26 protein-coding genes are annotated in these 21,747 nt (G+C 72.1%); 12 read left to right on the top strand and 14 right to left on the bottom strand.

Annotation, left to right across the window (positions count from 1 at the left end):
* The first annotated feature begins 51 nt into the window (after positions 1–51).
* Complete coding sequence (locus tag B0I31_RS25105; protein ID WP_219910795.1) at positions 52–903, top strand: glycosyltransferase family 2 protein; 852 nt, start codon at positions 52–54, stop codon at positions 901–903.
* A gap of 379 nt (positions 904–1,282) precedes the next feature.
* Here the strand turns inward: B0I31_RS25105 and B0I31_RS25110 are convergent, their stop codons facing one another.
* Positions 1,283–1,768: a winged helix-turn-helix domain-containing protein gene (locus B0I31_RS25110; protein ID WP_342751501.1), complete on the bottom strand. Its 486-nt coding sequence runs from the start codon at positions 1,766–1,768 to the stop codon at positions 1,283–1,285.
* Positions 1,769–1,843: 75 nt separating this feature from the next.
* Here B0I31_RS25110 and B0I31_RS25115 point away from each other — a divergent pair, with 75 nt between their 5' ends.
* On the top strand, positions 1,844–2,668 hold the full coding sequence (locus B0I31_RS25115) for an aldo/keto reductase (RefSeq protein ID WP_106617942.1): 825 nt from the start codon (positions 1,844–1,846) through the stop codon (positions 2,666–2,668).
* A 70-nt stretch (positions 2,669–2,738) separates the two neighbouring features.
* Here B0I31_RS25115 and B0I31_RS25120 read toward each other — a convergent pair whose 3' ends face one another.
* Positions 2,739–3,248 carry a DUF2087 domain-containing protein gene (locus tag B0I31_RS25120; protein ID WP_106617822.1) on the bottom strand — a complete coding sequence of 170 codons (510 nt, stop codon included), beginning with the start codon at positions 3,246–3,248 and terminating at the stop codon, positions 2,739–2,741.
* Between the two features lie 62 nt (positions 3,249–3,310).
* On the opposite strand from B0I31_RS25120, the gene B0I31_RS25125 reads away from it, so the two are divergent.
* Entirely contained in the window at positions 3,311–4,108 is a 798-nt protein-coding gene (locus B0I31_RS25125; protein WP_241828832.1) for a hypothetical protein, read from the top strand.
* A gap of 404 nt (positions 4,109–4,512) precedes the next feature.
* Here B0I31_RS25125 and B0I31_RS25130 read toward each other — a convergent pair whose 3' ends face one another.
* From B0I31_RS25130 to B0I31_RS25140, 4 genes are all read right to left on the bottom strand, one after another.
* Entirely contained in the window at positions 4,513–5,733 is a 1,221-nt protein-coding gene (locus B0I31_RS25130; protein WP_106617823.1) for an ABC transporter substrate-binding protein, read from the bottom strand.
* An 87-nt stretch (positions 5,734–5,820) separates the two neighbouring features.
* Positions 5,821–5,964, bottom strand: coding sequence for a hypothetical protein (locus B0I31_RS40790; protein WP_181320342.1), 144 nt, complete (start codon positions 5,962–5,964; stop codon positions 5,821–5,823).
* 400 nt (positions 5,965–6,364) lie between these two features.
* The gene (locus tag B0I31_RS25135) at positions 6,365–8,683 is read right to left on the bottom strand and encodes a glycoside hydrolase family 65 protein (protein WP_106617943.1); all 2,319 of its coding nucleotides are present in this window, start codon (positions 8,681–8,683) and stop codon (positions 6,365–6,367) included.
* 23 nt (positions 8,684–8,706) lie between these two features.
* The gene (locus B0I31_RS25140; protein WP_106617824.1) at positions 8,707–9,423 is read right to left on the bottom strand and encodes an HAD family hydrolase; all 717 of its coding nucleotides are present in this window, start codon (positions 9,421–9,423) and stop codon (positions 8,707–8,709) included.
* Positions 9,424–9,492: 69 nt separating this feature from the next.
* Between B0I31_RS25140 and B0I31_RS25145 the strand changes: the two genes are divergently transcribed.
* Positions 9,493–10,800 carry an NAD(P)/FAD-dependent oxidoreductase gene (locus tag B0I31_RS25145; protein WP_106617825.1) on the top strand — a complete coding sequence of 436 codons (1,308 nt, stop codon included), beginning with the start codon at positions 9,493–9,495 and terminating at the stop codon, positions 10,798–10,800.
* Between the two features lie 3 nt (positions 10,801–10,803).
* Here B0I31_RS25145 and B0I31_RS25150 read toward each other — a convergent pair whose 3' ends face one another.
* Positions 10,804–11,124 carry a DUF3140 domain-containing protein gene (locus B0I31_RS25150; RefSeq protein WP_106617826.1) on the bottom strand — a complete coding sequence of 107 codons (321 nt, stop codon included), beginning with the start codon at positions 11,122–11,124 and terminating at the stop codon, positions 10,804–10,806.
* A gap of 115 nt (positions 11,125–11,239) precedes the next feature.
* On the opposite strand from B0I31_RS25150, the gene B0I31_RS25155 reads away from it, so the two are divergent.
* Together B0I31_RS25155 and B0I31_RS42670 are read left to right on the top strand one after the other, a co-directional pair.
* Positions 11,240–11,614: a hypothetical protein gene (locus B0I31_RS25155; RefSeq protein WP_106617827.1), complete on the top strand. Its 375-nt coding sequence runs from the start codon at positions 11,240–11,242 to the stop codon at positions 11,612–11,614.
* Positions 11,615–11,619: 5 nt separating this feature from the next.
* Positions 11,620–11,751, top strand: coding sequence for a hypothetical protein (locus B0I31_RS42670; protein WP_281262315.1), 132 nt, complete (start codon positions 11,620–11,622; stop codon positions 11,749–11,751).
* 3 nt (positions 11,752–11,754) lie between these two features.
* Here the strand turns inward: B0I31_RS42670 and B0I31_RS25160 are convergent, their stop codons facing one another.
* Both B0I31_RS25160 and B0I31_RS25165 read right to left on the bottom strand, forming a co-directional pair.
* The gene (locus B0I31_RS25160) at positions 11,755–12,366 is read right to left on the bottom strand and encodes an SRPBCC domain-containing protein (protein ID WP_106617828.1); all 612 of its coding nucleotides are present in this window, start codon (positions 12,364–12,366) and stop codon (positions 11,755–11,757) included.
* On the bottom strand, positions 12,363–12,707 hold the full coding sequence (locus B0I31_RS25165; RefSeq protein WP_106617944.1) for an ArsR/SmtB family transcription factor: 345 nt from the start codon (positions 12,705–12,707) through the stop codon (positions 12,363–12,365). Before B0I31_RS25165 ends, B0I31_RS25160 begins: the two co-directional genes overlap by 4 nt.
* 116 nt (positions 12,708–12,823) lie before the next feature.
* On the opposite strand from B0I31_RS25165, the gene B0I31_RS25170 reads away from it, so the two are divergent.
* The 3 genes from B0I31_RS25170 to B0I31_RS25180 all read left to right on the top strand — a co-directional run bounded on the left by B0I31_RS25170 (position 12,824) and on the right by B0I31_RS25180 (position 15,336).
* Positions 12,824–13,471, top strand: coding sequence for a hypothetical protein (locus B0I31_RS25170; protein WP_106617829.1), 648 nt, complete (start codon positions 12,824–12,826; stop codon positions 13,469–13,471).
* 201 nt (positions 13,472–13,672) lie between these two features.
* Positions 13,673–14,473 (top strand): sunset domain-containing protein, encoded by an 801-nt coding sequence (locus tag B0I31_RS25175; RefSeq protein WP_106617830.1) that lies wholly within the window; start codon positions 13,673–13,675, stop codon positions 14,471–14,473.
* Positions 14,474–14,556: 83 nt separating this feature from the next.
* Positions 14,557–15,336 (top strand): ATP-binding protein, encoded by a 780-nt coding sequence (locus B0I31_RS25180; RefSeq protein ID WP_106617831.1) that lies wholly within the window; start codon positions 14,557–14,559, stop codon positions 15,334–15,336.
* Positions 15,337–15,352: 16 nt separating this feature from the next.
* Here B0I31_RS25180 and B0I31_RS25185 read toward each other — a convergent pair whose 3' ends face one another.
* The 4 genes from B0I31_RS25185 to B0I31_RS25200 form a co-directional block, all read right to left on the bottom strand.
* Entirely contained in the window at positions 15,353–15,700 is a 348-nt protein-coding gene (locus B0I31_RS25185) for an STAS domain-containing protein (protein WP_181320344.1), read from the bottom strand.
* Between the two features lie 144 nt (positions 15,701–15,844).
* Positions 15,845–16,846, bottom strand: coding sequence for a C40 family peptidase (locus tag B0I31_RS25190; RefSeq protein WP_106617833.1), 1,002 nt, complete (start codon positions 16,844–16,846; stop codon positions 15,845–15,847).
* A gap of 117 nt (positions 16,847–16,963) precedes the next feature.
* Positions 16,964–17,314 (bottom strand): DUF397 domain-containing protein, encoded by a 351-nt coding sequence (locus B0I31_RS25195; RefSeq protein WP_106617834.1) that lies wholly within the window; start codon positions 17,312–17,314, stop codon positions 16,964–16,966.
* The gene (locus B0I31_RS25200; protein WP_106617835.1) at positions 17,314–18,186 is read right to left on the bottom strand and encodes a helix-turn-helix domain-containing protein; all 873 of its coding nucleotides are present in this window, start codon (positions 18,184–18,186) and stop codon (positions 17,314–17,316) included. The genes B0I31_RS25195 and B0I31_RS25200 overlap by 1 nt, the downstream gene beginning before the upstream one ends.
* Before the next feature lie 135 nt (positions 18,187–18,321).
* Here B0I31_RS25200 and B0I31_RS25205 point away from each other — a divergent pair, with 135 nt between their 5' ends.
* Positions 18,322–18,861: a Scr1 family TA system antitoxin-like transcriptional regulator gene (locus B0I31_RS25205; protein ID WP_181320346.1), complete on the top strand. Its 540-nt coding sequence runs from the start codon at positions 18,322–18,324 to the stop codon at positions 18,859–18,861.
* Here the strand turns inward: B0I31_RS25205 and B0I31_RS25210 are convergent.
* Positions 18,858–19,748 carry a PfkB family carbohydrate kinase gene (locus B0I31_RS25210; protein ID WP_106617945.1) on the bottom strand — a complete coding sequence of 297 codons (891 nt, stop codon included), beginning with the start codon at positions 19,746–19,748 and terminating at the stop codon, positions 18,858–18,860. The two genes, B0I31_RS25205 and B0I31_RS25210, sit on opposite strands and share 4 nt — an antisense overlap.
* A gap of 133 nt (positions 19,749–19,881) precedes the next feature.
* Between B0I31_RS25210 and B0I31_RS25215 the strand changes: the two genes are divergently transcribed.
* Positions 19,882–21,174 carry a lytic polysaccharide monooxygenase gene (locus B0I31_RS25215; RefSeq protein WP_106617837.1) on the top strand — a complete coding sequence of 431 codons (1,293 nt, stop codon included), beginning with the start codon at positions 19,882–19,884 and terminating at the stop codon, positions 21,172–21,174.
* Positions 21,174–21,737, top strand: a complete 564-nt coding sequence (locus B0I31_RS25220; protein ID WP_106617838.1) for a hypothetical protein — start codon at positions 21,174–21,176, stop codon at positions 21,735–21,737. The genes B0I31_RS25215 and B0I31_RS25220 overlap by 1 nt, the downstream gene beginning before the upstream one ends.
* Positions 21,738–21,747 lie beyond the last annotated feature (10 nt).

Genomic DNA, 21,747 nt, shown 5'->3' on the forward strand with positions numbered 1-21,747 from the left:
GGCCTACCCAGCGATCAGGTGAGTAACCACCACTTCCCGGGGTAGTACTCGCTGGTGCCCCAGACCACGGTGGTGATAGCGACCCGTGACCGCGCGGACGACCTCACCCGGACCCTCGAGCGGCTCGGTGAGCTGGACGTGCCGGTCATCGTCGTGGACAACGGGTCGTCGGACGACACGGTCGCGCGCGTGCGGCGGGAGTTCGGGCACGTCGAAGTGCTGGCGCTGGGGCGCAACGAGGGCGCGGTGGCGCGCAACCACGGCGTGCGGCGCGCGGCGACCCCGTACGTGGCGTTCAGCGACGACGACTCGTGGTGGGCCCCCGACGCCTTGCGGTGCGGCGAGGAGCTGTTCGCGCGGCACCCCCGGCTGGGCCTGGTCGCGGCCCGCACGATCGTGGAGCCGGACGGCCGGCTCGACCCGGTGTGCGTCGAGATGGCCCGTTCGGCGCTGGGCCGTGACGACGACCTGCCCGGACCGTCCGTGCTGGGTTTCGTGTGCTGCGCCGCGATCGTGCGCCGGTCGGCGTTCCTCGGCGTCGGCGGGTTCCACCCGGTGCTGTTCTGGCCGGGGGAGGAGCGCCTGTTCTCCTGGGACCTGGCCGCGACCGGGTGGGCGTGCTGCTACGTGGACGAGGTGGTCGCGCACCACCAGCCGTCTGCGTTCCGGCCACCACCGGCCTGGCGGCGGCGCGTGGAGCTGCGCAACGACCTGCTCACCACCTGGCTGCGGCGGCCGCTCGGTGTGGTGCTCGGTCAGACGTTCGCGCTGGCCAGGCGGGCGGTGGGGGACCGGGACGCGGGCGCCGCGCTGGTCGCCGCACTGCGCAGGCTTCCCGCCGTCCTCCGCCACCGCCGGCTCCTGCCCGTCGAGGTGGAACGCCGGGTGGCGCTGGTGGGCTGACGCTCCAGTTCCAATGCGCTCTAAGCTTGAAAAGCCTGAAAAGATCAAAAGATCAAAAGCGTCCTCGCCGGACGGGCAGATCAGCAGGATGACCCCGACTACGCCTGGATCTCCTGACCCAGCGTGGTCCCGGGCTTCGTGTCATCCCACCGACCTCCCTCCGGGCTACCACACGCGTCAGGGGGGCGCTTCCAGTGAAGTGACCGACATCAGTGGACTAGCCCCCCTTGACACGTGCGGTAGGGCTACGCCAGGTCGGCGGGATGACACGAACCCCTACTTCTACGAAGAGCGGAAGTGCATCGCAGCCGCACACGCCCCGGCGCCGCTCGACCCCGCGCTCGCCGGCGACCCCCGTGCCGTCCACTGGCCGTCGTCGTCACCCGATCGGTGCGTCCCGCTCCACCGCGACCAGACCGGCGTGGTCCACCCGGTAGCCGACACCGCGCACGGTGGTGATGATGGAGGCCGCCTGGCCCAGCTTGTGGCGGATGCGCCGCACGTGCACGTCCACCGTGCGGGTGTCCACGACGCTCTTCGTGCCCCACACGTTCGCCATCAGCGCGGTCCGCCGGTGCACCCGGTGGGGGTTCGCGCACAGGTGGTGCAGCAGGTCGAACTCCAGCCTGGTCAGCCCCACCGGCACGCCCCGGAGCAGCACGCGCCGCGAGTCGACCAGGATCCGCAGCTCCGGCTCGGCCCGCGCGACCGGCGGGTCGACCACCACGTCCGCGCCCGGCAGGTCCAGCGCCGACCGCAGTGCCGCGGCCAGCCGCCCCGCCGTGTCCGCCACCCGCGCGCCGCCGGCGGAGACGCGGATGACCACCCTCACCTCGACGTCCGTCACCTCGGGCAATGCCGTCACGGTGATGATCGGACCAGTGGGACGTCACGTCCGTCAACGCGTTCCAGCCCGTGGGAGGCGTTGACAGCGGGCATGATGAGGCCCATGAGGACCATCACCCTGAACAACGGCGTCACCATGCCGCAGCTCGGTTTCGGTGTCTTCCAGGTGTCCATTGAGGACACCTATGACGCCGTCACCGAGGCGTTGCGGGTCGGCTACCGCAGCATCGACACGGCCGCCGCCTACCGCAACGAGCAACCGGTCGGCCGGGCCATCGCCGACTCGTCCGTGCCGCGCGACGACATCTTCGTGACGACCAAGCTGTGGAACTCCGACCAGGGCTACGACGAGGCGCTGCGCGCGTTCGAGGCGAGCTCCGAGCGGCTCGGCCTCGACCGGGTCGACCTGTACCTGGTGCACTGGCCCGCGCCCAAGCAGGACCGGTACGTCGACAGCTGGCGCGCGCTGGGCAAGTTGCACGCGGACGGCCAGGTCCGGGCGATCGGCGTGTCCAACTTCCAGCCCACCCACCTGGACCGGATCGTGGAGGCCACCGGCGCGGTGCCCGCGGTGAACCAGGTCGAGCTGCACCCGTGGCTCCAGCAGGCCGAACTGCGCGCCTTCCACGCCCGGCACGGCATCGCGACCGAGGCGTGGAGCCCGCTGGCGCAGGGCGCGCTGCTGTCCGACCCGGTCGTCACCGGGATCGCGGCCAAGCACGGCCGCACACCGGCTCAGGTCGTGCTGCGCTGGCACGTGCAGCTGGACAACGTCGTCATCCCCAAGTCGGTGACGCCCAGCCGCATCGCGGAGAACTTCGCCCTGTTCGACTTCGAGCTGGACGACGAGGACATGGGGCGGATCAAGAGCCTGGACCGGGGCGAGCGCACCGGCCCCGACCCCGACACGTTCGGCTGACCCCAACGCCGAACATCCGATCCACGAACATCCGACCACGGAACGACTCGACGGCCGCGCAGTCGCGGCGCTAGACGCTCACCGGGCCGCCGGACCGCCAGTACTCGCCGCCGGCCCGGCTGAGCAGGCCTTCGTCCACGAGGTACCGCCGCACGGTCACGTGGTCGACCTCACCGCCGTCGCACCACCGCTTCAGCACCTCCACGACGTCCCGCTCGGGGTACCGTCTACCCGGCTCGAACGCGGTGCTCACCTGTTCGAGCACCGCCCGCCTGCGCCCGCGCTGCGCGGGGAGCTTCACCAGCCGCCCATCTCGCACGAACGGGTCCTCCTGGACCCGGTTCGCCTGTTCGACCCGGGTGGCCTCCTTGAACAGTTCCTCGCGCAGTCGCAAGCCCGACCCGTCGGTGACGACGAGTCCCGCCGACCGCAGTCGGCGCAACGAGTTCTCGACCCGCCGAACGTCCAACCCGGTCGCCGCGGTGATGTCCGCACTCGTGCGGGCGCCCAGGATCAGTGCGGCGGCCACGCGCAACCGTTCGGGTTCGGCCAGCAGTCCGATCAGTGCATCAGGGGTCACGCTTCGAGCTAACCGAAGGCGGCGGTCTGGTGCACGCCCATTTCGGGCGGACCTTAATAGCCGTGCGCACTGATCACCTCTTCCCCCTGTCGTCGGTGGAGCCGGTTTTCGGCATGCCGATCGAGAACGCCCGCAAGTTCCAGCAGGTGGCCGCCGAGCAGGACCTGGTCATCGACGTGCGGGCGACGAACCCGCACGCGGTGGCCTGGTTGCGCGAGGGCGCGCTGCCCAAACCCGAGGCGGTGAAGGCCAAGACCATCGACGACCTCGACGTCCGGCTCGGCGCGGCCCGCCGCCACCGCGGCCTGGTCGGCTACTTCCGGCCCGAGTTACCCCGCTTCGACCTGCACGACCGGCTGCTGCGCCGCTACGACCAGCGGCGCGTCGAGTTCGAGGCGCTGCGCGACAAGATGGACCGGTTCGAGCGGCGCGGCGAGTACGTCGTGCGGGACGGCGTGGTGCACGGTTTCGACCGGCGCGGCAGGCTGCGGCCCCTGACCGGCGACCACGACGTGTTCGACATCCGCGCGTCCGGTGGCGCGGACCTGAGCCGCCGCCGGTACGACCGGGCGGTGGCGACCATGATGTCGATGGACATGGGCGTCACGCACGGCGCCCACATGTACTGGCGGCCCACCACCAAGTCCGACCTCGCGATGTTCGAGTCGATCGCGCGCAGCGGCGACGCCAAGCTCCGCTTCCACCCGGACGGCACCCTGACCGCGGGTGACTACCGCCGCTTGAACGCGGGCACCAGCGCGATCACCACGCCCGCCAGGGCGGCCCGCCCGTACGCCAGCGTCTCCCACGTGGGCAGGCCCAGGACGCCGGTGTCGTCCGCGTCGGTGATGAACAGCTGACCGTAGAGCAGCAGCAGGAGCACGCCGTAGAGCCGCGCGTGCCGGTGCTGCCACGCGAGCAGCACGCCGGCCACGCCCGTGCACACGTACAGGGTGTGGGTGGCGCCGTCGCCCATCGGCAGGAACGGGATGGACGCGAGCACGATCTGCAGCACGCCCACCAGGAGCGCGAGCAGTTGAGCCCGGCTGAAGGACCGGCTCTCGGGCTCGGTCCCCGGCCGGGGCTTCCTCCCCGCACACCGTCGGGTCAACACTGCCTCGTTCCGCATGACACGGGGTTACCCGCGCCCGTTCGGCTCACCCCCGGCCGCCGGTGCCTTACTCCTATGGGTCAGATCGCGCAACACGGTCCGGCATTACGGCTGATCGGCGTGTCGCGGCAGGTCGACGCCCGTGCGGCCCGGCTAGCGCAGCAGCCGGTCGATCTCCGCCCTGGCCTCGGCAATCGCCTGATCGGGGCGTCGCTCGCCGGTGAGCACCCGGGTGGCCATGGTGGCGAGCGCGCGGGACACCTCCGGGTACTTCGCGCCGTACGCGGTGCGGTTGCGCGCCGACCCCAGCCCGCTGGTGAAGCCGGGCACGTTCGGGTCCCACTGCCAGGCCAGGTCGTCCGCGGTGTCGGTGCGGTTGGGCAGCGCGCCGAGGCCGCCGCCGAACTCGGTGGTGTTGTCGGGGTGCTCGGCCAGCCAGGTGAGCACGTCCCACGCCTGGTCGACCCGTCCGTGGCGGCCGATCACCCACGTCTCACCGCCCAGCAGCCCCGCCGCACCCGCCGCGCCGTCCGGCAGGGGCGCCGCCGCCCAGTCCAGCCCCGCCTGGTTGAGCTCGGGGATCGCGGCCGGCCCGGTGACCGCCATCGCGCAGCGGCCCTCGGTGAACCGCTGCCTCGCGTCGGCGTCGGTCCACCCCAGCACGTCCGCCGGGGTGCTCCGGTCGGTGTTGACGAGGCCGTCGAGGTGGGCGAGGGCGTCGAGGGACGCCTGGTCGCCGAGGTCGGTGACGTCGCCGCCGGCCTGCCACAGCAGCGGCAGGAGCGTGGCGGTCAGGTCGTCGTCCTTCGCGCCGAAGCACAGGCCGGACCGGTCGGCCGTGGTCAAGGCCTTCGCCGCGGCGCGCAGCCCTTCCCAGGTCGTCGGCGGGTCGGTGAGGCCGGCTGCGGTGAAGTGGTCACGGTGGTAGACGAGCGCGGAGGTGGTGGTGCGCAGCGGGACGCCGTGCACGCGGCCTTCGTGGACGACGCTGTCGCGCACCGGCGGGAGGAACCTGTCGCCGACGTCCCACCGGTCGAAGCGGTCCGTGACGTCGGCCAGCGCACCGCCCTCGGCCAGCCGGGGCAGGTCGGTGGTGTCGACCGCGGCGATGTCGGGGAACACGCCGGACGCGGTCGCCTCGGCGAGCTTGGCCTGGAACTCGGCGCGGGGCAGGGACGTGCGCTCGATCCGCACGCCGGGGTGTTCCTGCCGGTAACGGGTGAGGAGGCTGTCCACGGCCTGGTCCGCCATGGGGGAGTGGTTCAGGTAGTCCCACCAGGTCAGTGTCACCTGTTCAGGTGGCTCGACCTGCTCTGCGTTGCACGCACCGGCGGCGAACAGGGCTGCTGCCAGGAGCAGCGCTCGTCCACGCATTCCGCTCCACCCTTCGGGGTAGGCGACCTTTACGGGCTGCGTTCGTCCTACTCCGCTGCGCGACGCGGTGTCAAGATCGGAAGTGGTTCAGACCTTCGGCTGGGACCGCGGTGGGGACGGCGTGGTCGGAGGCGAGGGCTGCTCGGCCGGTTCCACCGGCCCGGCGGGCCAGGGGATGAAGTCGGCGAGGTAGGTGGCCGCCAACTCGTCGTAGATCGGTGTTGAGCTCACGTTTCGGCATCCTGTCCGGCCGCGGGCCGCCGCGCTGCCCCTCTCACTCCTGTGGGTTACCTTTCGCGTCGCGGCCCACCGACCGCACCCGCCCTGCCGCGGAGATCGTCCGCGCTGGTCAGGCCTTCCCGCGCGCGGCGGTGGACGGTGTGCTCCGGCGGGAGATGACGCGGATCACGGTGCCGCCGCCGAAGCGGGTGGTTGAACTCCGGTAACAGGGGTACCCGTGCCTGCGATGAGGGCTTAGGCGGCCACCGCCCCCCAGCTGGCCGCCTGACAAGTCCCGGCCGGACTCCCCTCCCCCCAAGAGTCCGGCCGGGCACCTCATCGCCGAATCGCCGATCTCCTTGCCGGACCGTGGTTCCGGTGTTCCGCCTACCCCCGGAACGGCTGTGAACGATCAGCGGACCGGCGGCACCCTCCGCACCGGGGCGCGGTGCGCCGGCTGGCTCAGCTCCGGCGGTTCCGGCGGGTCCGGTGTGGACATCGTGACCGGGTGACCCGGCTCGACCACGATCGGCTCGCCGTGGTGGCGGGCGCGCAACACGTCGCCGGTGACGATCCGGTAGGTGGCCGAACCGCCTTCGACCTCCACCGCGAACCGGGTGCCGCGCCACGCCATCCGGAACGCCATCCTGGTCAGCCCCGGCGGCAGGCGCGGCGCGAACGACAGCTCGCCGTCGTGGTCGCGCATCCCGCCGAACCCGGCCACCAAGCCCACCCACGCGCCCGCCAACGACGCCATGTGCAGTCCGTTGTGGACATTGCGGTGCAGGTCGTGCAGATCGGTGAACGCCGCCTCGGCCAGGTAGTCGTAAGCCAGCCGCAACGCGCCCACCTCGGCCGCCAGCACGGCCTGCGTCCCGGCCGACAGCGACGAGTCGCGCACCGTCCGCGGCTCGTAGTAGGCGAAGTTGCGCGCCTTCTGCTCCGGCGTGAACGCGTCGCCGCGCACGTGCATCGCCAGCACCAGGTCGGCCTGCTTGACCACCTGCTTGCGGTACAGGTCGAAGTAGGGCCGGTTGAGCAGCAACGGGTACTCGTCGGGGTCGGTGCCCTCGAAGTCCCACTCGGCGTGCGAGGTGAACCCCTCGGCCTGCTGGTGCACGCCGAGCAGGTCGTCGAACGGGATCAGCATCCCGTCGGCGGCCTTGCGCCACGACCGCACCTCCTCGGCGGTCACGTCCAGCCGGGCGGCCACGTCGGGGTGCCGCTCGCACGCCGCCGCCGCACCGCGGAGGTTCTCCTGCGCGATCAGGTTGGTGTAGATGTTGTTGTCCACCACGGCCGAGTACTCGTCCGGCCCGGTCACCCCGTCGATGCGGAACCCGCCGTGCTGGTCGTGGTGCCCCAGCGACATCCACAGCCGCGCCGTCTCCACCAGGATCTCGCCGCCGCACTCCCGTTCGAACGCGTGGTCGCCGGTGGCGTTGACGTACTGCGTCACGGCGTGCGAGACGTCGCCGTTGACGTGGAACGCGGCCGTGCTCGCGGGCCAGTACGCCGAGCACTCCGCACCGCTGATCGACCGCCACGGGAACGCCGCGCCGCGCTGGCCGAGCACCTCGGCCCGCTCCCGCGCCTTGGGCAGCGTCGAGTGCCGCCACCGCAACGCGTCCCGCGCCGCCTCCGGCACGGTGTAGGCCAGCACCGGCAGCACGAACATCTCGGTGTCCCAGAACGCGTGCCCGTCGTACCCCGGGCCGGTCAGCCCCTTGCCCGGGATCGCCCGCGTCTCGCCGCGCACCGCCGCCTGCATGATGTGGAACAACGCGAACCGCAGCGCCTGCTGCAGCTCGTCGTCGCCGTGCAGCTCGATGTCGGCGGCCTCCCAGAAGTCGTCCAGGAACCGGCGCTGCTCGGCCAGCAGGCCGTCCCAGCCGGTCTGCCGCGCGCCCGCCAGCGCCGCCTCCACCTGGGCGCGCAGCGCGGGGATCGACCGCTGCGCGGACCAGCCGTAACCCAGGTACTTGACCAGCCGCAGCTTCCCACCGGCGGGCACGTCCACGGCCGCGGTGAAGCGGGCCAGGTCGCCCTCGGCGCGGATCTCGGTGCGCACGCCGTCCTCGACCTCGAGCTCGTGGTCCATCGCGGCGGCCATCCGCAGCCCGGAGTTGCGCGCGTGGTGCGCCAGCACCGCCCGGTGGTCCTGGGCGTGCGCGAACTCCGGCACCAGCGGCTCGTTCAGCGCCGCGGCCACCCGCGGGTCGTCGCCCTCGTTCTCGACCGGTTCGTTGGCCAGCAGGTCGGACTGCACGACCAGCTGCAGGTCCTCGTCCGGCACGACCTCGTAGTGGATCGCCGCGACGGCCCGCTGGGTCAGCGAGACCAGCCGCTCGGTGCGCACGGTCACCCGGCGGCCGGTCGGCGACTCCCACTCCGTGCAGCGGCGCAGCGTGCCGGTGCGGAAGTCCAGCTCCCGCTGGTGCGCGTGGGCCCGGCCGTAGCGCATGTCCAGCGGCTCGTCCTCGACCAGCAGCCGGATCACCTTGCCGTCGGTGACGTTGACGACCGTCTGCCCGGCCTCGGGGTAGCCGTAGCCGGATTCGCCGTACGGCAGCGCGTGCTCCTCGTAGAAGCCGTTGAGGTAGGTGCCGGGCAGGCCGCGCGGCTCGCCCTCGTCCAGCGTGCCGCGCAGGCCGATGTGCCCGTTCGACAGCGCGAACACCGACTCGGTCCGGCGCAGCTGGTCCACCGCGAGACCGTTCCAGCGCACCATCCAGGGGTGGATCTCCCAACCGGTCACAGCAGCTCCGCGAGGTCTTCGACGACGACGTCCGCGCCGTGTGCCAGCAACGCCTCCCGCTGGCCGGTCCGGTCCACGCCGACCACGTGCCCGAACCCGCCCGCGCGCCCGGCCCGCACGCCCGCCAGCGCGTCCTCGAACACCGCCGCGTGCTCCGGGCTCACGCCCAGCTGCCGGGCACCCACCAGGAACGAATCCGGCGCGGGCTTGCCCTTCAGCCCGTCGCGGCTGATGACCACGCCGTCCACCAGCGCCCGCACGAACGGGCTCAGGCCGGCCGCGTCGAGCACCTTGCGGGCGTTGGCCGACGACGTCACCACGCCGATGCCCAGCCCCGCGTCCTCGACCGCGCGCAGGTACGGCACCGTGCCCGCGTAGGGCGTCACACCTTCGTGTCGGATGATCGCCTCCAGCAGGTCGTTCTTGCGGTTGCCGACGCCGTGCACGGTGTCCGCGTCGGGCGGGTCGTCGGGGTGGCCCTCGGGCAACGTGATGCCGCGCGAGGTGAGGAACTCGCGCACCCCGTCGTACCGGGGCCGGCCGTCCACGTACTTGAGGTAATCCGATTCGGCGAACGGCGGCTCGCCGCGCGGGCGCAGGAAGTCGTCGAACGTGCGCCGCCACGCGCGGCGGTGCAGCACGGCCGTGCTGGTCAGCACGCCGTCGAGGTCGAAGAGACAGGCGGTGATCGCGTCGGGCAGTCCCAGGGCCATGGTCGTTGTCTACCCCGTCAGACCGCGGGGTACCCGCTGTCGGAACGCACAACGGCGGAGGGAACGGTCATGGGCGAGCCGCGCGTGCTGGTCGTCGGAACGGGCTTCGCGGGCTACCACTGCCTGCGGACGCTGGAACGCGTGCTGCCCGCCGGCGCCGCCGAGCTGATGGCGGTCAACCCCACCGACTACATGCTGTACGTCCCGCTGCTGCCCGAGGTCGCGGGCGGTTCCCTCGACCCGCGCCGGGTGGCCGTGCCGCTGCGCCCCAAGCTGCCGCGCACGCGCCTGGTGCAGGCGCACGTCACCGGGCTCGACCTGGCCGCGCGCACGTGCACGGCGGTCGACGTCGAGGGGCGCGAGCAGGTCCTGGAGTGGGACCGGCTCGTGCTGACGGCGGGCTCGGTCACCCGGCTGATGTCGATCCCGGGGGTGGCCGAGCACGCGTTCGGGTTCAAGTCGGTCGCCGAGGCGGTGTTCCTGCGCGACCACGTGCTGCGGCAGGTCGAGCTGGCCGAGCAGGCCACCGACCCGGCAGAACGGGCGGCGCGCGCGACGTTCGTCGTGGTCGGCGCCGGGTACACGGGCACGGAACTGGTGGCGCAGGGCCAGCAGCTCACCCGGTCGGCGTTGCGCGGGCGCAACGGGTTGTCGGAGTCCGAGGTGAAGTGGGTGCTGGTCGACCTGGCGCCGCGGGTGCTGCCGGGCCTGGACGAGCGGCTGTCCGGACCGGCGGCGCGGGTTCTGCGGGCGCGTGGCGCGGACGTGCGGCTGGAGACCAGCGTCGAGGAGGTCACCGCGCACTGCGCGAAGCTGACCGACGGCAGCGAGATCCCGACCCGGACGGTGGTGTGGTGCGTGGGCGTGCGGCCCGACCCGTTGGTGGAGTCCGTCGCGCTGGCCACCGTGAAGGGGCGGGTGGTGGTCGACCCGACGCTGGCCGTGCCGACGCACCCGCACGTGTTCGCCGCCGGTGACGTGGCTGCCGTGCCGGACGTGTTCAACGACGGCGAGCCGACCCCGATGACCGCGCAGCACGCGCAGCGCCAGGGCAAGCTCGCCGGGCGCAACGTCGCGGCCTCCCTCGGCCACGGCACCTTCGGCACCTACCGGCACCGCGACCTCGGGTTCGTGGTCGACCTGGCCGGCTCGCAGGCCGTGGCCAACCCGCTGCACGTGCCGCTGACGGGCCTGCCCGCGAAGGCCGTGGCCCGCGGCTACCACCTGCTGGCGATGCCCGGCAACCGGCTGCGGGTGGCCGTGGACTGGCTCACCGACCTCCTCGTCCGCCGCCAGGTCGTGCAGTTCGGGCTGGTCCCCGAGGCGGGCGTGCGGCTGGGGGACGCCGAGAAAGTCGGCGCCGCCAACCGGGGCTGAGGCTCAAGCCGGCTTCAGCGGGTCGTGGCCGATGGACATGAGGCGGTGCCGCCAGTGCGCCTCGCCCGCGGTCGGCTCCAGGTCGTCGCGCCGCTGCTCGTGCACCCGGTCCACGACCTTGCGCATCACCTTGACGTCCTCCGTGGTCAGGTCCGTGCGGCGCTTGCGCAGCACCCGCAGCACCTCCTGACCGGTGGGCGTGCCCGCCTGGTCGGGCACGGTCTCGCTCCGCTCGTCCGCCGAGCGGGTGCGCAGCCAGTCCTCCAGTTCGTGCGAGGTCATGTTCACCACGCGGTGGAACTCGTCCCACAAGCTGTCGGTCATGGGGGAGGGGGTTGCCGCCGCGGTGGCCGGTGAAACGGGCCGGTTCCGAGAAACTTTGCGTGATCCGAACATTCGTCGCACGGGCTCCACACCGTGTCACGCCATCGTGGTCGCCATGAACACGTGGATTCGCCTCGCGGTCGTCGCGACCACCGCCCTCGGCCTCACGTCGACCGGTGTCGCCGCCGCCCAGGACTACGCGCCCATCACGATCAGCCCCGAACAGGTGAAGAAGCTGTGCGAGGAGAGGGCACCGAAGGTGGAGGAACGCATCACCCGGCTCACCACCCGCATCAACGGCGGCGCCGACGTGCCCGGGTCGACGGCGTGGCTGCGGGCCCAGGCCCAGAAGGCGCGCGAGGCGGGCAACACGGCCCGGGCGGAGCGGCTGGAACGTCGGCTGGAGCGGCGCGACGCGCAGTCGACCAGGCTCGGTGACGCGCAGCGCCGCGTGGACAAGTTCCAGGCCGAGCACTGCGGTGCCAGGTGAGGGCCGTGGTGGCGGCCTTCGTGCTGCTGTTCGCGGTGACCGGGTGCCGTGCCGACGACGCGGCACCCGTGGACCCCGGCTTCGACGGCATCGAGACGACGCTGGACGAGGTCGAAGCCGAGGTCTCGGAACCGTAGGCGTCAGGTGAGGTCCGGCGCGTACTGGGCCTTCGCCGCCGTGACGGCCGCCGCCAGCTCCTCGTCCGTCGCGGTGCCCGAGGCCTCGACCGCCGCCGTCCACGCGTCGATGGTCCCCAGGTTGTACTCCTGCATCTCCCGCGTGTTCCTGGCGGCCACCGGGTCGTCGGCCACCTCGGCCGCCAGGAACCGGGCCAGGCTGAGCAGCGCCTCGTCCCAGCCGGGGCCGACGTACAGCGCACCCGCGCCGCTGCCGGCCATCGCCTTGGGCACCGTGTGCTCCAGCTCGACGGTGGTCCGCTCGTCGCCGTCCTCGGTGAGGCGCAGTTCCACGACGCTGGTCTCGCCGCCGAACGTGACCCGCAGGAGCTCCGGCGGCGCGCACGTGAGGATGTCGCCGCCCGCGTTGCCCTCCAACTGGAAGTTCCCGCCCTCCCGCAGGTCGCCGCTGACCGGCAGGAACCAGCGCTTGAGCCGGTCCGGGTCGGTCACCGCGTCCCACACGTCCGCCGCCGCAGCGTCGTACGTGCGGCGCAGCAGCACGCCGATGGTCTCCTCCGAGCCCTCGCGCACCTCGCGGTGGATGGCCTTGAGCTGGTCGGCGATGTCGATCACTGTTGTTCCTCCTTGAGTCGCCTCTCGCGCTTGCCGCGCGCGAGTTCGGTCGCCAGCGCGTCGAGGTGCCCGCTCCAGAACCGGCGGAACCGGTCGAGCCACTCGTCCACCTCGCGCAGGCCTTGGTCGTCCACCGCGTAGAGGCGCCGGGTGCCCTCCGCGCGGACGCGGGCGAAGCCGTTCTCGCGCAGCACCCGCAGGTGCTGGGAGACGGCGGGCTGCGAGATGCCGAACTCCCGGCGGACCACCTCCGTGACCGCGCCGGAGGTCTGCTCCCCGTCGGAGAGCAGCTCCAAGATGCGGCGACGGACCGGGTCGCCGAGGACGTCGAACGCGTGCACGACCAGCATCTTTCAGGCTGGGCTTATATAAGTCAAATCTTAGGAACCGGAATTGTCGGTGGTCGGTGGCACTATCTCGAACGGATGTTCGGTACGCGTTCGAAGGGAGCCATGCGATGCGTGTTCGACTCGATCCCCGTCAGTGGCCCGGCCGTGTCATCCCCGAGACCGACGCCGAGATCGACACGGCGGTCGAGGCGCTCTGCCTGCGCGCGACCTGGCCCGACGCCCACCGCGCCGCCGTGCGCCGGGTCGTCGAGCCCTGGTTCGGCGAGGGGTGGAGCGTCGATGCCCTGCTCGCGGCGGTCGACCGCAGGCCGGACGGCACCAGGCAGGGCAGCCCGAGGAGCCGCGACCAGGTGGCGCACGACTTCCTCCGTGCGCGGCTGCGCTCGTGGTGGCAGGGGGGCGCGCGGCGTGCGCGCCCCCCGGTGGCGGGCATGACGCTGGGCGCCTGGTGGCGCATCAACCGGCGCAACGCCCGCCTGGTCGAGCCGCGTCCCCGCCGGCCGTTGAGCACGGCGGGCAGCCTGGCCCGTGAGCAGTCGCGGGAGCGGGTGCGCGCCCGGCTCAAGGATCCGGTCGAGCGGGCGCGCGAGTTGGCGCGGCGCCGGCAGGAGGTGCTGGACAGCTTGTTGGTTCCCGGGCAACGGGTTCCGACGTTCGACGACGCCCGCAAGCTGCTCGCCGACGTGCGGCTGCCCGCGCACCCGGTGTGCACCCGGTGCGGCTGCAGGCAGGGGGTGCTGCCGAACGCCGCTTGACACGTCCTTAGTCTGTGGTTCCCGACACGGTGATCTCGGCCGACGGGTCGTGTGCTCTCGGGTCGAGCTGGTGGCATCGACGTCCTGACTGGCGGGTGCGACGCCCGCGGTGCCCGCCTTGCCCGCCGAGCTGTGCGCGGCCTGTCGTGACGCGTCCGGTCGACGTCCCTGTTCCGCAAGCTGTGGCCGTAGGAGTTGGCAGTGTCCTGGTTGTTCACCATCGTCCTGTGCGTGGCGGCGTTCCTGGCGGGCGCGGCGGTCGTCTGGCTGCGCCTCAACCCGACCATCGTCGACCTGCGCTCCCGCCTCGACCAGCCGTCCACCGAACCCGAGCCCAAGTCCGCCAACGCTGACGACACCGCCGTCGCTCCCATCGTCGTCGCGGCGCCGGAGCCCGTGGCCGTGACGGAGCCCGCGGCGGAGGAGCCGAAGGCCGCCCAGGAGCCTGAGGTCGCTGCCGAGCCCGAGATCGCCGCCGAGTCCGAGATCGTCGCGGAGCCCGAGGTCGCTGCCGAGCCCGTGATCGTCGCGGAGCCCGAGGTCGTGGAGCCGAAGGCCGCCGAGAAGCCCGAGGTCGCCGCCGAGCCCGTCGCTGCCGAATCCGAGGTCGCTGCCGAACCCCTGGCCGCCGCTGAGCCGGAAGCGCCGCCGGCCGCCGAGCCCGTCGCCGCCGAAGCCGAGCCCGAGCCCGAGGTCGAGCAGCCGGTCGCGGTGCCGGTCGCTGTTGCCGAGCCGGTCGTGGTCGAGCCGGTCGCTGTTGCCGAGCCGGTCGCGGTCGAGCCGGTCGCCGTTGTCGAGCCGGTAGTGGTCACCGAGCCGGTTGCCGCGCGGCAGTCGCTGGAGGTCAAGGCGAACTCCAAGTCGATGATCTTCCACACCCCGGACTCGCCGTACTACAAGCGCATGAAGGGCGACGTCACGTTCCGCTCGGTCGCCGAGGCCGAGCAGGCCGGCTACACCCAGTGGACCCCGAAGTCGAAGGTCGCCTCGTCCGCCCGCTGAGCCGGCCCGTCCGGGCCAATCATGGGGTGCCTTCAGGTGAATAGGGTTGCACCGGCCGGGTATCCACCGGTCGGGGTGACGCCATGCCAACGCGAGACCGCAGGCTCGGAGCCGGCGGGGTGACCGCGTTCGCGCTGCACCGCACGGACGTCGACGGCGCGGCCGTGGTCCGCCCGGCCGGTCGGCTCGACCTGACCACCTACCGCGAGCTGCGCGACGGGCTGCTCAAGTGCGCGGTGGACGAGCCGACCGCCGTCATCGTGCGCCTGGACGACGGTTTCGAGTGCGCCACGCCCGTGTTCCTGTCGGTCTTCGCCACGGTGTGGCTGCGGGTGGCGGAGTGGCCGGGCGTGCCGCTGATGCTGGTCGGTGAGTCGTCCGGTCACCGCCGCGCGCTCGCGAGCAGTAGCCGCAGCGGCGGCGGGGTCGGCGCGGTGCCGCGGTTCACCGGGCTGCGCGCCGCCCTGGCCGCCGTCGAACGACCGCCCGAACGCACCCGCGACGAGATGCAGCTGCCCGACGAGCTGATCAGCGGCCTGCTGGCGCGGGAGTTCGTCCGCGAGGTCTGCGAGCGCCGGAGCGTCACCCACTTCGTCCACAACGCGGTCACGGTGGCCACCGAACTGGTGGAGAACGCCGTCCGCCACGCCCGCTCCGCGCCAGTGCTGCGCCTGGAACTGCGTGGCCACCGACTGACCATCGCCGTGCGCGACGAGAGCCCGGAACCGCCCAGGGAACCGAAACCCGAACCACTGCGGCCCCGCGGCTGGGGCCTCACGATCGTGTCGGCACTGAGCCGCACGTGGGGCTGCTACCCGTGGCCACGCGGCGGCAAGGTGGTCTGGGCCGTCCTGGACGACTAGCGCGGCACCCGATCGGTCAACTCGCCTCGCTCACCGCCGCCACGATCGTGAAGTGGCCGGTGAGGTCGGTCAGCGCCAACGGCTGCAGCACGGCCTTCGCGGTCGCCACCAACCGCAGCTCCGCGCCCGCCGCCGCGCACTCCGCCTGCAGCGCGATGAGCAGGTTGATCCCCGTCGACCCGAGGAACGTCACGCCGGAGAGGTCGAGGATCAGGACCCGGCTCGCGTCGCCGACCCTGGGCCGGACGTACTCCTCCACCACCGGCACCGTCGCCATGTCGAGCTCACCCGCCACGGCGACGACCACCACGCCCGCGGACACCTCGCGCGTCGCGAGAGTGACGGCCTCGGTGAAATCCTCCATGTCCACCCCTGGGTGTGGTCGGCAGCGCGCGGCTGTCTGCTCAACCGCGTCCAGCCTAGGCCCAGGGGAACTGTGAGCGCCCGTCAGGACCGGTGCGACTCCTCCACCGACCCCGACGAGCCCCATCCGGGGGCGGCGCGGGACTCAGCCGACCACGCGCCGGATGACGTCGACCGGTCCGATGGACTCGATGTCCTGGACCTTCACGGGCGCGTTCTCGGTCGAGGCGTGCACCGCGCGCAGCCCGTCGATCGCCATCGCCACGTGCGACTGGCCCGAGTAGTAGATGATCAGGTCACCGGCCTTCACCTCGTTGCGCGACACCGAGCGGCCGATGGTGGCCTGGCCGTACGTGGTGCGCGGGATCGAGATGCCGACTGACCGGTACGCCGCCTGCATGAGGCTGGAGCAGTCCCACGAGTTGGGGCCGTTGGAGCCGTAGACGTAGGGCTTGCCGCGCTGCGACAGGGCGAACGCCAACGCTTCGCCGGCCTTGCCCGGGGGCACCGGGATGGCGCTCATGTCGCCCTTGTTGTTCAAGATCGCCCGGTCGGCCGCGCTCAGCGAGCGGTAGGCCTCGCGCGCCTCGGTGATCTGCCCGTCCAGCGCGGCCTTGCGCTGGTCGATGTCGGTGATCGCCTGGTTCGCGGCACCGGCGGCCTCGGTGGCCCGGCGGGCCGCGTCGTTGGCCAGGTCGACGGCCTCGCCGAGCCCCTGCAACGCCTCCGCGTTGTCGCCCGCCAGCACGCCGAGCGCGGACATGCGGTTGAGGAAGTCCTGCTGCGAGTCGCTGACCAGCAGGGCGGACAGCTGGCTGAACCGCGCGCCCTCGAACGAGGCCTCGGTGAGCAGGTCGACCTGGCCGCGCAACGCCTCCTGCGCCTGCTGCGCCGCGGTGAGGTCGCGGTTGGCCTGGTCCAGCGAGCCTTGGGCGTTGGACAACGCCTCCTGCGCCCGCAGGTGCTCTTCGTTGAGCGTCTCGGCCTCGTGGGAGAGGTCGTTGTACTTCTTCAACGCCTCGGAGGCGTTGGGCGCCTCGGGGTCCGCGGCGGCCTGGGGGAGGGGCATCGCGGCGCCGAGCAGCGCGGAGACGGCGGTCGCCGTCAGGGCTGCGCGGACGGTGCGCTGAGCGGATTTCGACGCCACGGTTCGCGCAATCCTCCTTGAGCCGGGTGGGGCCCGAACGGGTCACCCCCGCCCAGGTCTCGGACAGGTTACGGAACCCGCCGGCGCTCGTCCATAAGGGGTCCTCTTCCCGCCGGTTCAGGCGACGGCGGCGGAGTGCGTGAACTCGCCCGCGCGAACGCCGCGCAGGAACATCTCCCATTCCCCGCGCGTGTAGCGCAACGCGGTGCCATCGTGGCGGGCGCGGAGGATCACGCCGCCGCTCGGGGCGGGCAGGACCGCCAACACGCCGTCCGCGTCGACCGAACCCGCCCGCAGCTGCCCGAGGAAGCCGTCCCACCGCACCGCGTCGAGGGTGATCACCGGGCCGCTTCCCCGGTCCTTGGTGTCCCGCACCAGGACCACGTCACCGTCGAACCGGACCTCGACGCAATCACCCGACGCCGTGCTGAAGCTGCTCTTGAACCAGGCCGAGGGGGTGTTGGGCATCAGTACCGCTCCATCTCGTGGTAGACCGCGTCGATGAACTCGCGCGAGTCGCGGTCGTCGAGCGCTCGGTCGAACGTGTCCGCGAAGCTCGCCGTCGATTCGAGTATCACTTGACGCTTGTCGATGATGACACCGCTGATCGCGGTCTCCTGGTACATCACATCGCCGAGCCTGTTGGAACGAAAGGAAAGGATCTTCAACGCGGCGCCGAGCAGCGGGTGCGCCCCGGCCTTGAACGGGATGACGCGGACGCGGACGTGATCACCCATCCGGTCCAGGACTTCCAGCACGTGGGCCAGTTGTCCTTGCATGACGCCGGGATCGCCCACCCGCTGCCGCAATGCGGCTTCACCGAGCACGACGTCGAGCCGCAACGGGTCGTCGGCCGCCAGCCGGACCTGGCGCGCCAGCCGGGTTTCCAGTCGCGGGCCGACGTCGACCGGCCGGATGTAAGGAGTTCCGGCCCGCATCACGGCCCTCGCGTAGTCGGCGGTCTGGAGCAACCCGGGGATGAGGTCGGGCGCGTACTCGCAGACCTTCTCCGCGCCCGCTTCCAAGCCCAGCAACCGCAGGAAGTCGTCGGAGTAGAGACGGGCGTAGTCGTACCACCATTCGCGCCGCTCGGTCTGCGCCCGCAGCGCTTCGAGGTCGGCGCGCTCGTCGTCCGGCAGCTCGTACGCGTCGGCGAGGTCACCGAGCTTCGCCGCCGTGAGACGGCGCTTGCCGGACTCGATCGCGGACAGGTTCGTGCCGCCGATGCCGGTCGTCTTGCCGACCGCCGCCGCCGTGAGCCCGAGCCGCTCCCGGTGTTCGCGCAGCCTCAGCCCGAGTTCCCACGCCTGCACCGTGCTGGAGATCGGGCCGTCGCCCATGTCCCTCGTCCTGTCGATCCGTGGTCGCAGTGACACAGAGCGTAGCGACCGGGCACTCGATTGATGAATCGACACTTCGATAAGTATCAAGATAGCTTCGTCACCAGAGACCTCTCCGCCGAAGGTGATCACTTGATGGAACGTAAGCCCGCGCTGCGCAGCCGCCTGCTCGGCCTGGAACTGCGCCGGGTCCGCGAGGCCAACGGCCTGACCGTGGCCGAACTCGCCTCCCGCGCGCAGCAGTCCGCGGAGCGGATCCGGGAACTGGAGAACGGCGTCGCCGCGTCGCCGACACCCGACCCGACGCTGTGGTGCGCCTGGGGCACCGAGGCGACGAGCGTGATCAACGTGCTGTGCCGCACCGCCGAGCGGATCGACATCCTCGCGCCGCTGGGCCTCAACCCGGTCTTCGAACGGCTCGACCCCCGGCGCAGCACGGTGTACGTCCTCGAAGGCACCGTCGTCGACCGCGCCGACGTCACCGTCCGCGTGATCCCGCGCAGCGCCGGGTACTGCCCCGGCGTCGAGCACCCGCTGACCCGGTTCGTGCTCGCGAAGGGCCCGGCCGTGATCTTCTACGCCTACCTGCACCGCGCGATGTTCACCGAGGAACCGCGCCACCTCCGGTCGGCGGAGGAGCTGTTCGGCCGACTGGCCGCACTGGCGTGCGCCTAGTGCCGTGACGGGACCGGTGACAGTCCGGTGAGGTCCGTCCGCCCGCCGGGGTGGCGCACCGCGCGACCCGCGGCGGCGGTGGCCAGCCTGCCCGCGTCCTCCGGGTCGTCACCGCGCACCAACGCCACCGTCAGCGCGGCCACGAACGCGTCACCGCCGCCAGTCGGGTCCACGACCTCCTCGTCGGTCAACGGGATCACCGCCGAGTCCTCGCCCCACGTCAGCACGTTCGCCTCGCCCGGCACCTCCAGCGCCACCACCGAGGGCCCGCGGGCCAGCAGCTCGCGCCCCGCCCGGACGGCCGCGTCCGTCCCCGTGATCGACCGCCCGGTCAACGCCTCCGCCTCGCCGTGGTCGGCGCGCACCGCGTCGGCCGCGGCCAGCAGTTCGGCCGCACGCCCGTCCGGCGCCCCGTCCAGCACGACCAGCCCGCTCGCGGCGCGGACCGCCGCCAGTGCCGCCTCCGCGGGCTGCTCCAGCTGCACGACCACGGCGTCCGCGCCGGCCAGCGTCGCCGCGGCGGCCCGCACGTCCTGCGCCGTCACCAGGGTCGCCGTGGGGATGTCCATCAGGTACCGGTACTCCCCGTCGCACACGACGTCGACGATCAGGGCCGTCCGGCTGCCCTCCCGGCACACCACCGCGGTCGTCGCTACGCCGTCCGCGTCGAGCCGCTCCACCAGCAGGCGGCCCTCCCGGTCGTCCCCGACGACGCCGACCAGCGCGGCCGTTGCGCCGAGCTGCCTGGTGCCCCGCGCGATGTTCGAGCCCTTGCCGCCGAGCATTTCGCGACGTTCCCCGACCACCGCCCGACCACCGGGTTCGGGCACCTCCGGCACCGTCAAGACCAGGTCACGGGCTATCTGACCGACCACCGCGATCCGCATGGTCGAGCGGTACCCGGTGGCCACCAGTTGAAACGGGTCGTTGACGTGGCGTCACCGGTAATGCGATCGTAATTCTGGGAGCGCTCCCAGTCCGTGGTTTCACAGATCACCGTCGATCTGAAGGAGAAGGTCCTTGCGACTCAAGCGCTTTGGGGCGTTGGCCGTGGCCGCGCTCGGTATCGTCGGTGTGACCAGCGTTTTCGTCCAGAGCGGCGTAGCGGTGGCGCACGGGTCGATGACGTACCCCCCAAGCCGCACCTACGCCTGCTACGAAGACGGCAGGATCGGTGGCGGCGGCGGTGACCTGAACCCGACGAACCCGGCGTGCGTCGCCGCGGTGCAGCTCGGTGGCAAGCAGCCGCTGTGGGACTGGTACGGCAACCTGATCAGCCAGGCGGCCGGCAAGCACCGCGAGATCATCGCCGACGGCGACCTGTGCGGGCCCACCACCAAGTACGACGCCTACAACCTGGCCCGCAACGACTGGCCGGTGACCACGCTGCAGGCCGGCGCGCGGATCAACTTCAAGTACAACGCCTGGGCTCCCCACCCGGGTCGCTGGGACCAGTACGTGACCCGGGACGGCTTCGACGTCACGCAGCCGCTGAAGTGGTCCGACCTGGAGCCGGTGCCGTTCGACAGCATCACCAACCCGCCGCTGGGCAGCGGCGAGTACTCCTGGACCGGCACCCTGCCCAACAAGTCCGGCCGCCACATCATCTACTCGATCTGGCAGCGCAACGACAGCCCCGAGGCGTTCTACAGCTGCTCGGACGTGGTCTTCAGCGGCGGCAACACCGGCGGTGACACCCAGGCGCCCACGGCACCGGGCACGCCCACCGCGACCGCCACGGCCACCTCGGTGTCGTTGAGCTGGGCCGCGGCTTCGGACAACACCGGCGTCAGCGGCTACACGGTCTACCGGGAGGCGGGCGCCACCGACGTGTCGGTCGCGACCTCCACCGGCACCACGGCGACCGTCACCGGGCTGACCGCGGACACCGCGTACCAGTTCTACGTGGTGGCGCGGGACGCGGCGGGCAACACCTCGGCGCCGTCCGCGGTGGTGTCGGTGCGCACCAGCACGGGTGGCGGCACGACGCCGGGCGCCTGCGCGGTGACCTACAGCGTGCCCAGCCAGTGGTCCGGCGGCTTCACCGCGAACGTGTCGGTGAAGAACACGGGCACCAGCGCGGTCAGCGCGTGGCAGCTGGCCTGGGACGTCCCCGCGGGTCAGGGGATCAGCCAGGCGTGGTCGGCCGAGGTCGCCGTCGCGGCGGGCAAGGCGACCGCGAAGGGTGCGAGCTGGAACCAGAACATCCAGCCGGGCCAGACGGTGAGCTTCGGGTTCAACGGCACGTCGCAGGGGACGCCCGCGAACCCGACGTCGTTCGCCCTCAACGGCGCAGCCTGCGCCGCGGCCTGATGTTGGGTCGAAGCGCGGCCCTGGTCGCGCTCCTGGTGGGGTCGGTCGCCTGCTCCTCGGCGGCGACCGACTCCACCGGCCTGGTCGGCTCCAACGGCCTGGGGGCCAACGCCCTCGGGCCGCCACTGGCCACCTCCGCCGAGGTCGGCGAGTGGGTCGAGGAGAAGACCGGGCAGTGCGACGACGTGGTGCCGCGGACGGCGGAGGAGTTCGCGGATTTCGTCGGCCCGTTGCGGGCGAAGCTCTACGCGCCGTACGTGGCGGAGTGGGCGACGTGCGAGGCGGGTCCGTACGAGCGGCTCGGGCTGGTGGTGTTCCAGCGGGAGAAGCTGGCGGACTTCCAGAACTCGTGGAAGGGCGCGATGTCGAGCGGCGAGGTCTCGGACAACCCGGACTTCGGGTTCGGCAACGGCTTCGCGTTGAGCGGCACGCTCGGCCTGGAGCTGCTCGGACTGCACGAACTGCGTTGCACACCGGTGGTGCCCGGTGCGGACGTGGGGCACACCCTGCCCGCGGAGGCGGAGGGGTGCACCTACGTTCAGAAGCCGGGCCACCACCACTAGAGGCGGCTCG

The organism is Saccharothrix carnea (genome assembly GCF_003014735.1).
In the GTDB taxonomy this organism is placed as follows: Bacteria; Actinomycetota; Actinomycetes; order Mycobacteriales; family Pseudonocardiaceae; genus Actinosynnema; species Actinosynnema carneum.

Coding starts and splice junctions, on each gene's coding strand:
- B0I31_RS25115 (WP_106617942.1), top strand. CDS start 1,844: ATGAGGCCCATGAGGACCATCACCCTGAACAACGGCGTCACCATGCCG.
- B0I31_RS25130 (WP_106617823.1), bottom strand. CDS start 5,733: ATGCGTGGACGAGCGCTGCTCCTGGCAGCAGCCCTGTTCGCCGCCGGT.
- B0I31_RS25135 (WP_106617943.1), bottom strand. CDS start 8,683: ATGGTGCGCTGGAACGGTCTCGCGGTGGACCAGCTGCGCCGGACCGAG.
- B0I31_RS25140 (WP_106617824.1), bottom strand. CDS start 9,423: ATGGCCCTGGGACTGCCCGACGCGATCACCGCCTGTCTCTTCGACCTC.
- B0I31_RS25145 (WP_106617825.1), top strand. CDS start 9,493: ATGGGCGAGCCGCGCGTGCTGGTCGTCGGAACGGGCTTCGCGGGCTAC.
- B0I31_RS25150 (WP_106617826.1), bottom strand. CDS start 11,124: ATGACCGACAGCTTGTGGGACGAGTTCCACCGCGTGGTGAACATGACC.
- B0I31_RS25155 (WP_106617827.1), top strand. CDS start 11,240: ATGAACACGTGGATTCGCCTCGCGGTCGTCGCGACCACCGCCCTCGGC.
- B0I31_RS25170 (WP_106617829.1), top strand. CDS start 12,824: ATGCGTGTTCGACTCGATCCCCGTCAGTGGCCCGGCCGTGTCATCCCC.
- B0I31_RS25180 (WP_106617831.1), top strand. CDS start 14,557: ATGCCAACGCGAGACCGCAGGCTCGGAGCCGGCGGGGTGACCGCGTTC.
- B0I31_RS25185 (WP_181320344.1), bottom strand. CDS start 15,700: ATGGAGGATTTCACCGAGGCCGTCACTCTCGCGACGCGCGAGGTGTCC.
- B0I31_RS25195 (WP_106617834.1), bottom strand. CDS start 17,314: ATGCCCAACACCCCCTCGGCCTGGTTCAAGAGCAGCTTCAGCACGGCG.
- B0I31_RS25200 (WP_106617835.1), bottom strand. CDS start 18,186: ATGGGCGACGGCCCGATCTCCAGCACGGTGCAGGCGTGGGAACTCGGG.
- B0I31_RS25205 (WP_181320346.1), top strand. CDS start 18,322: ATGGAACGTAAGCCCGCGCTGCGCAGCCGCCTGCTCGGCCTGGAACTG.
- B0I31_RS25210 (WP_106617945.1), bottom strand. CDS start 19,748: ATGCGGATCGCGGTGGTCGGTCAGATAGCCCGTGACCTGGTCTTGACG.
- B0I31_RS25220 (WP_106617838.1), top strand. CDS start 21,174: ATGTTGGGTCGAAGCGCGGCCCTGGTCGCGCTCCTGGTGGGGTCGGTC.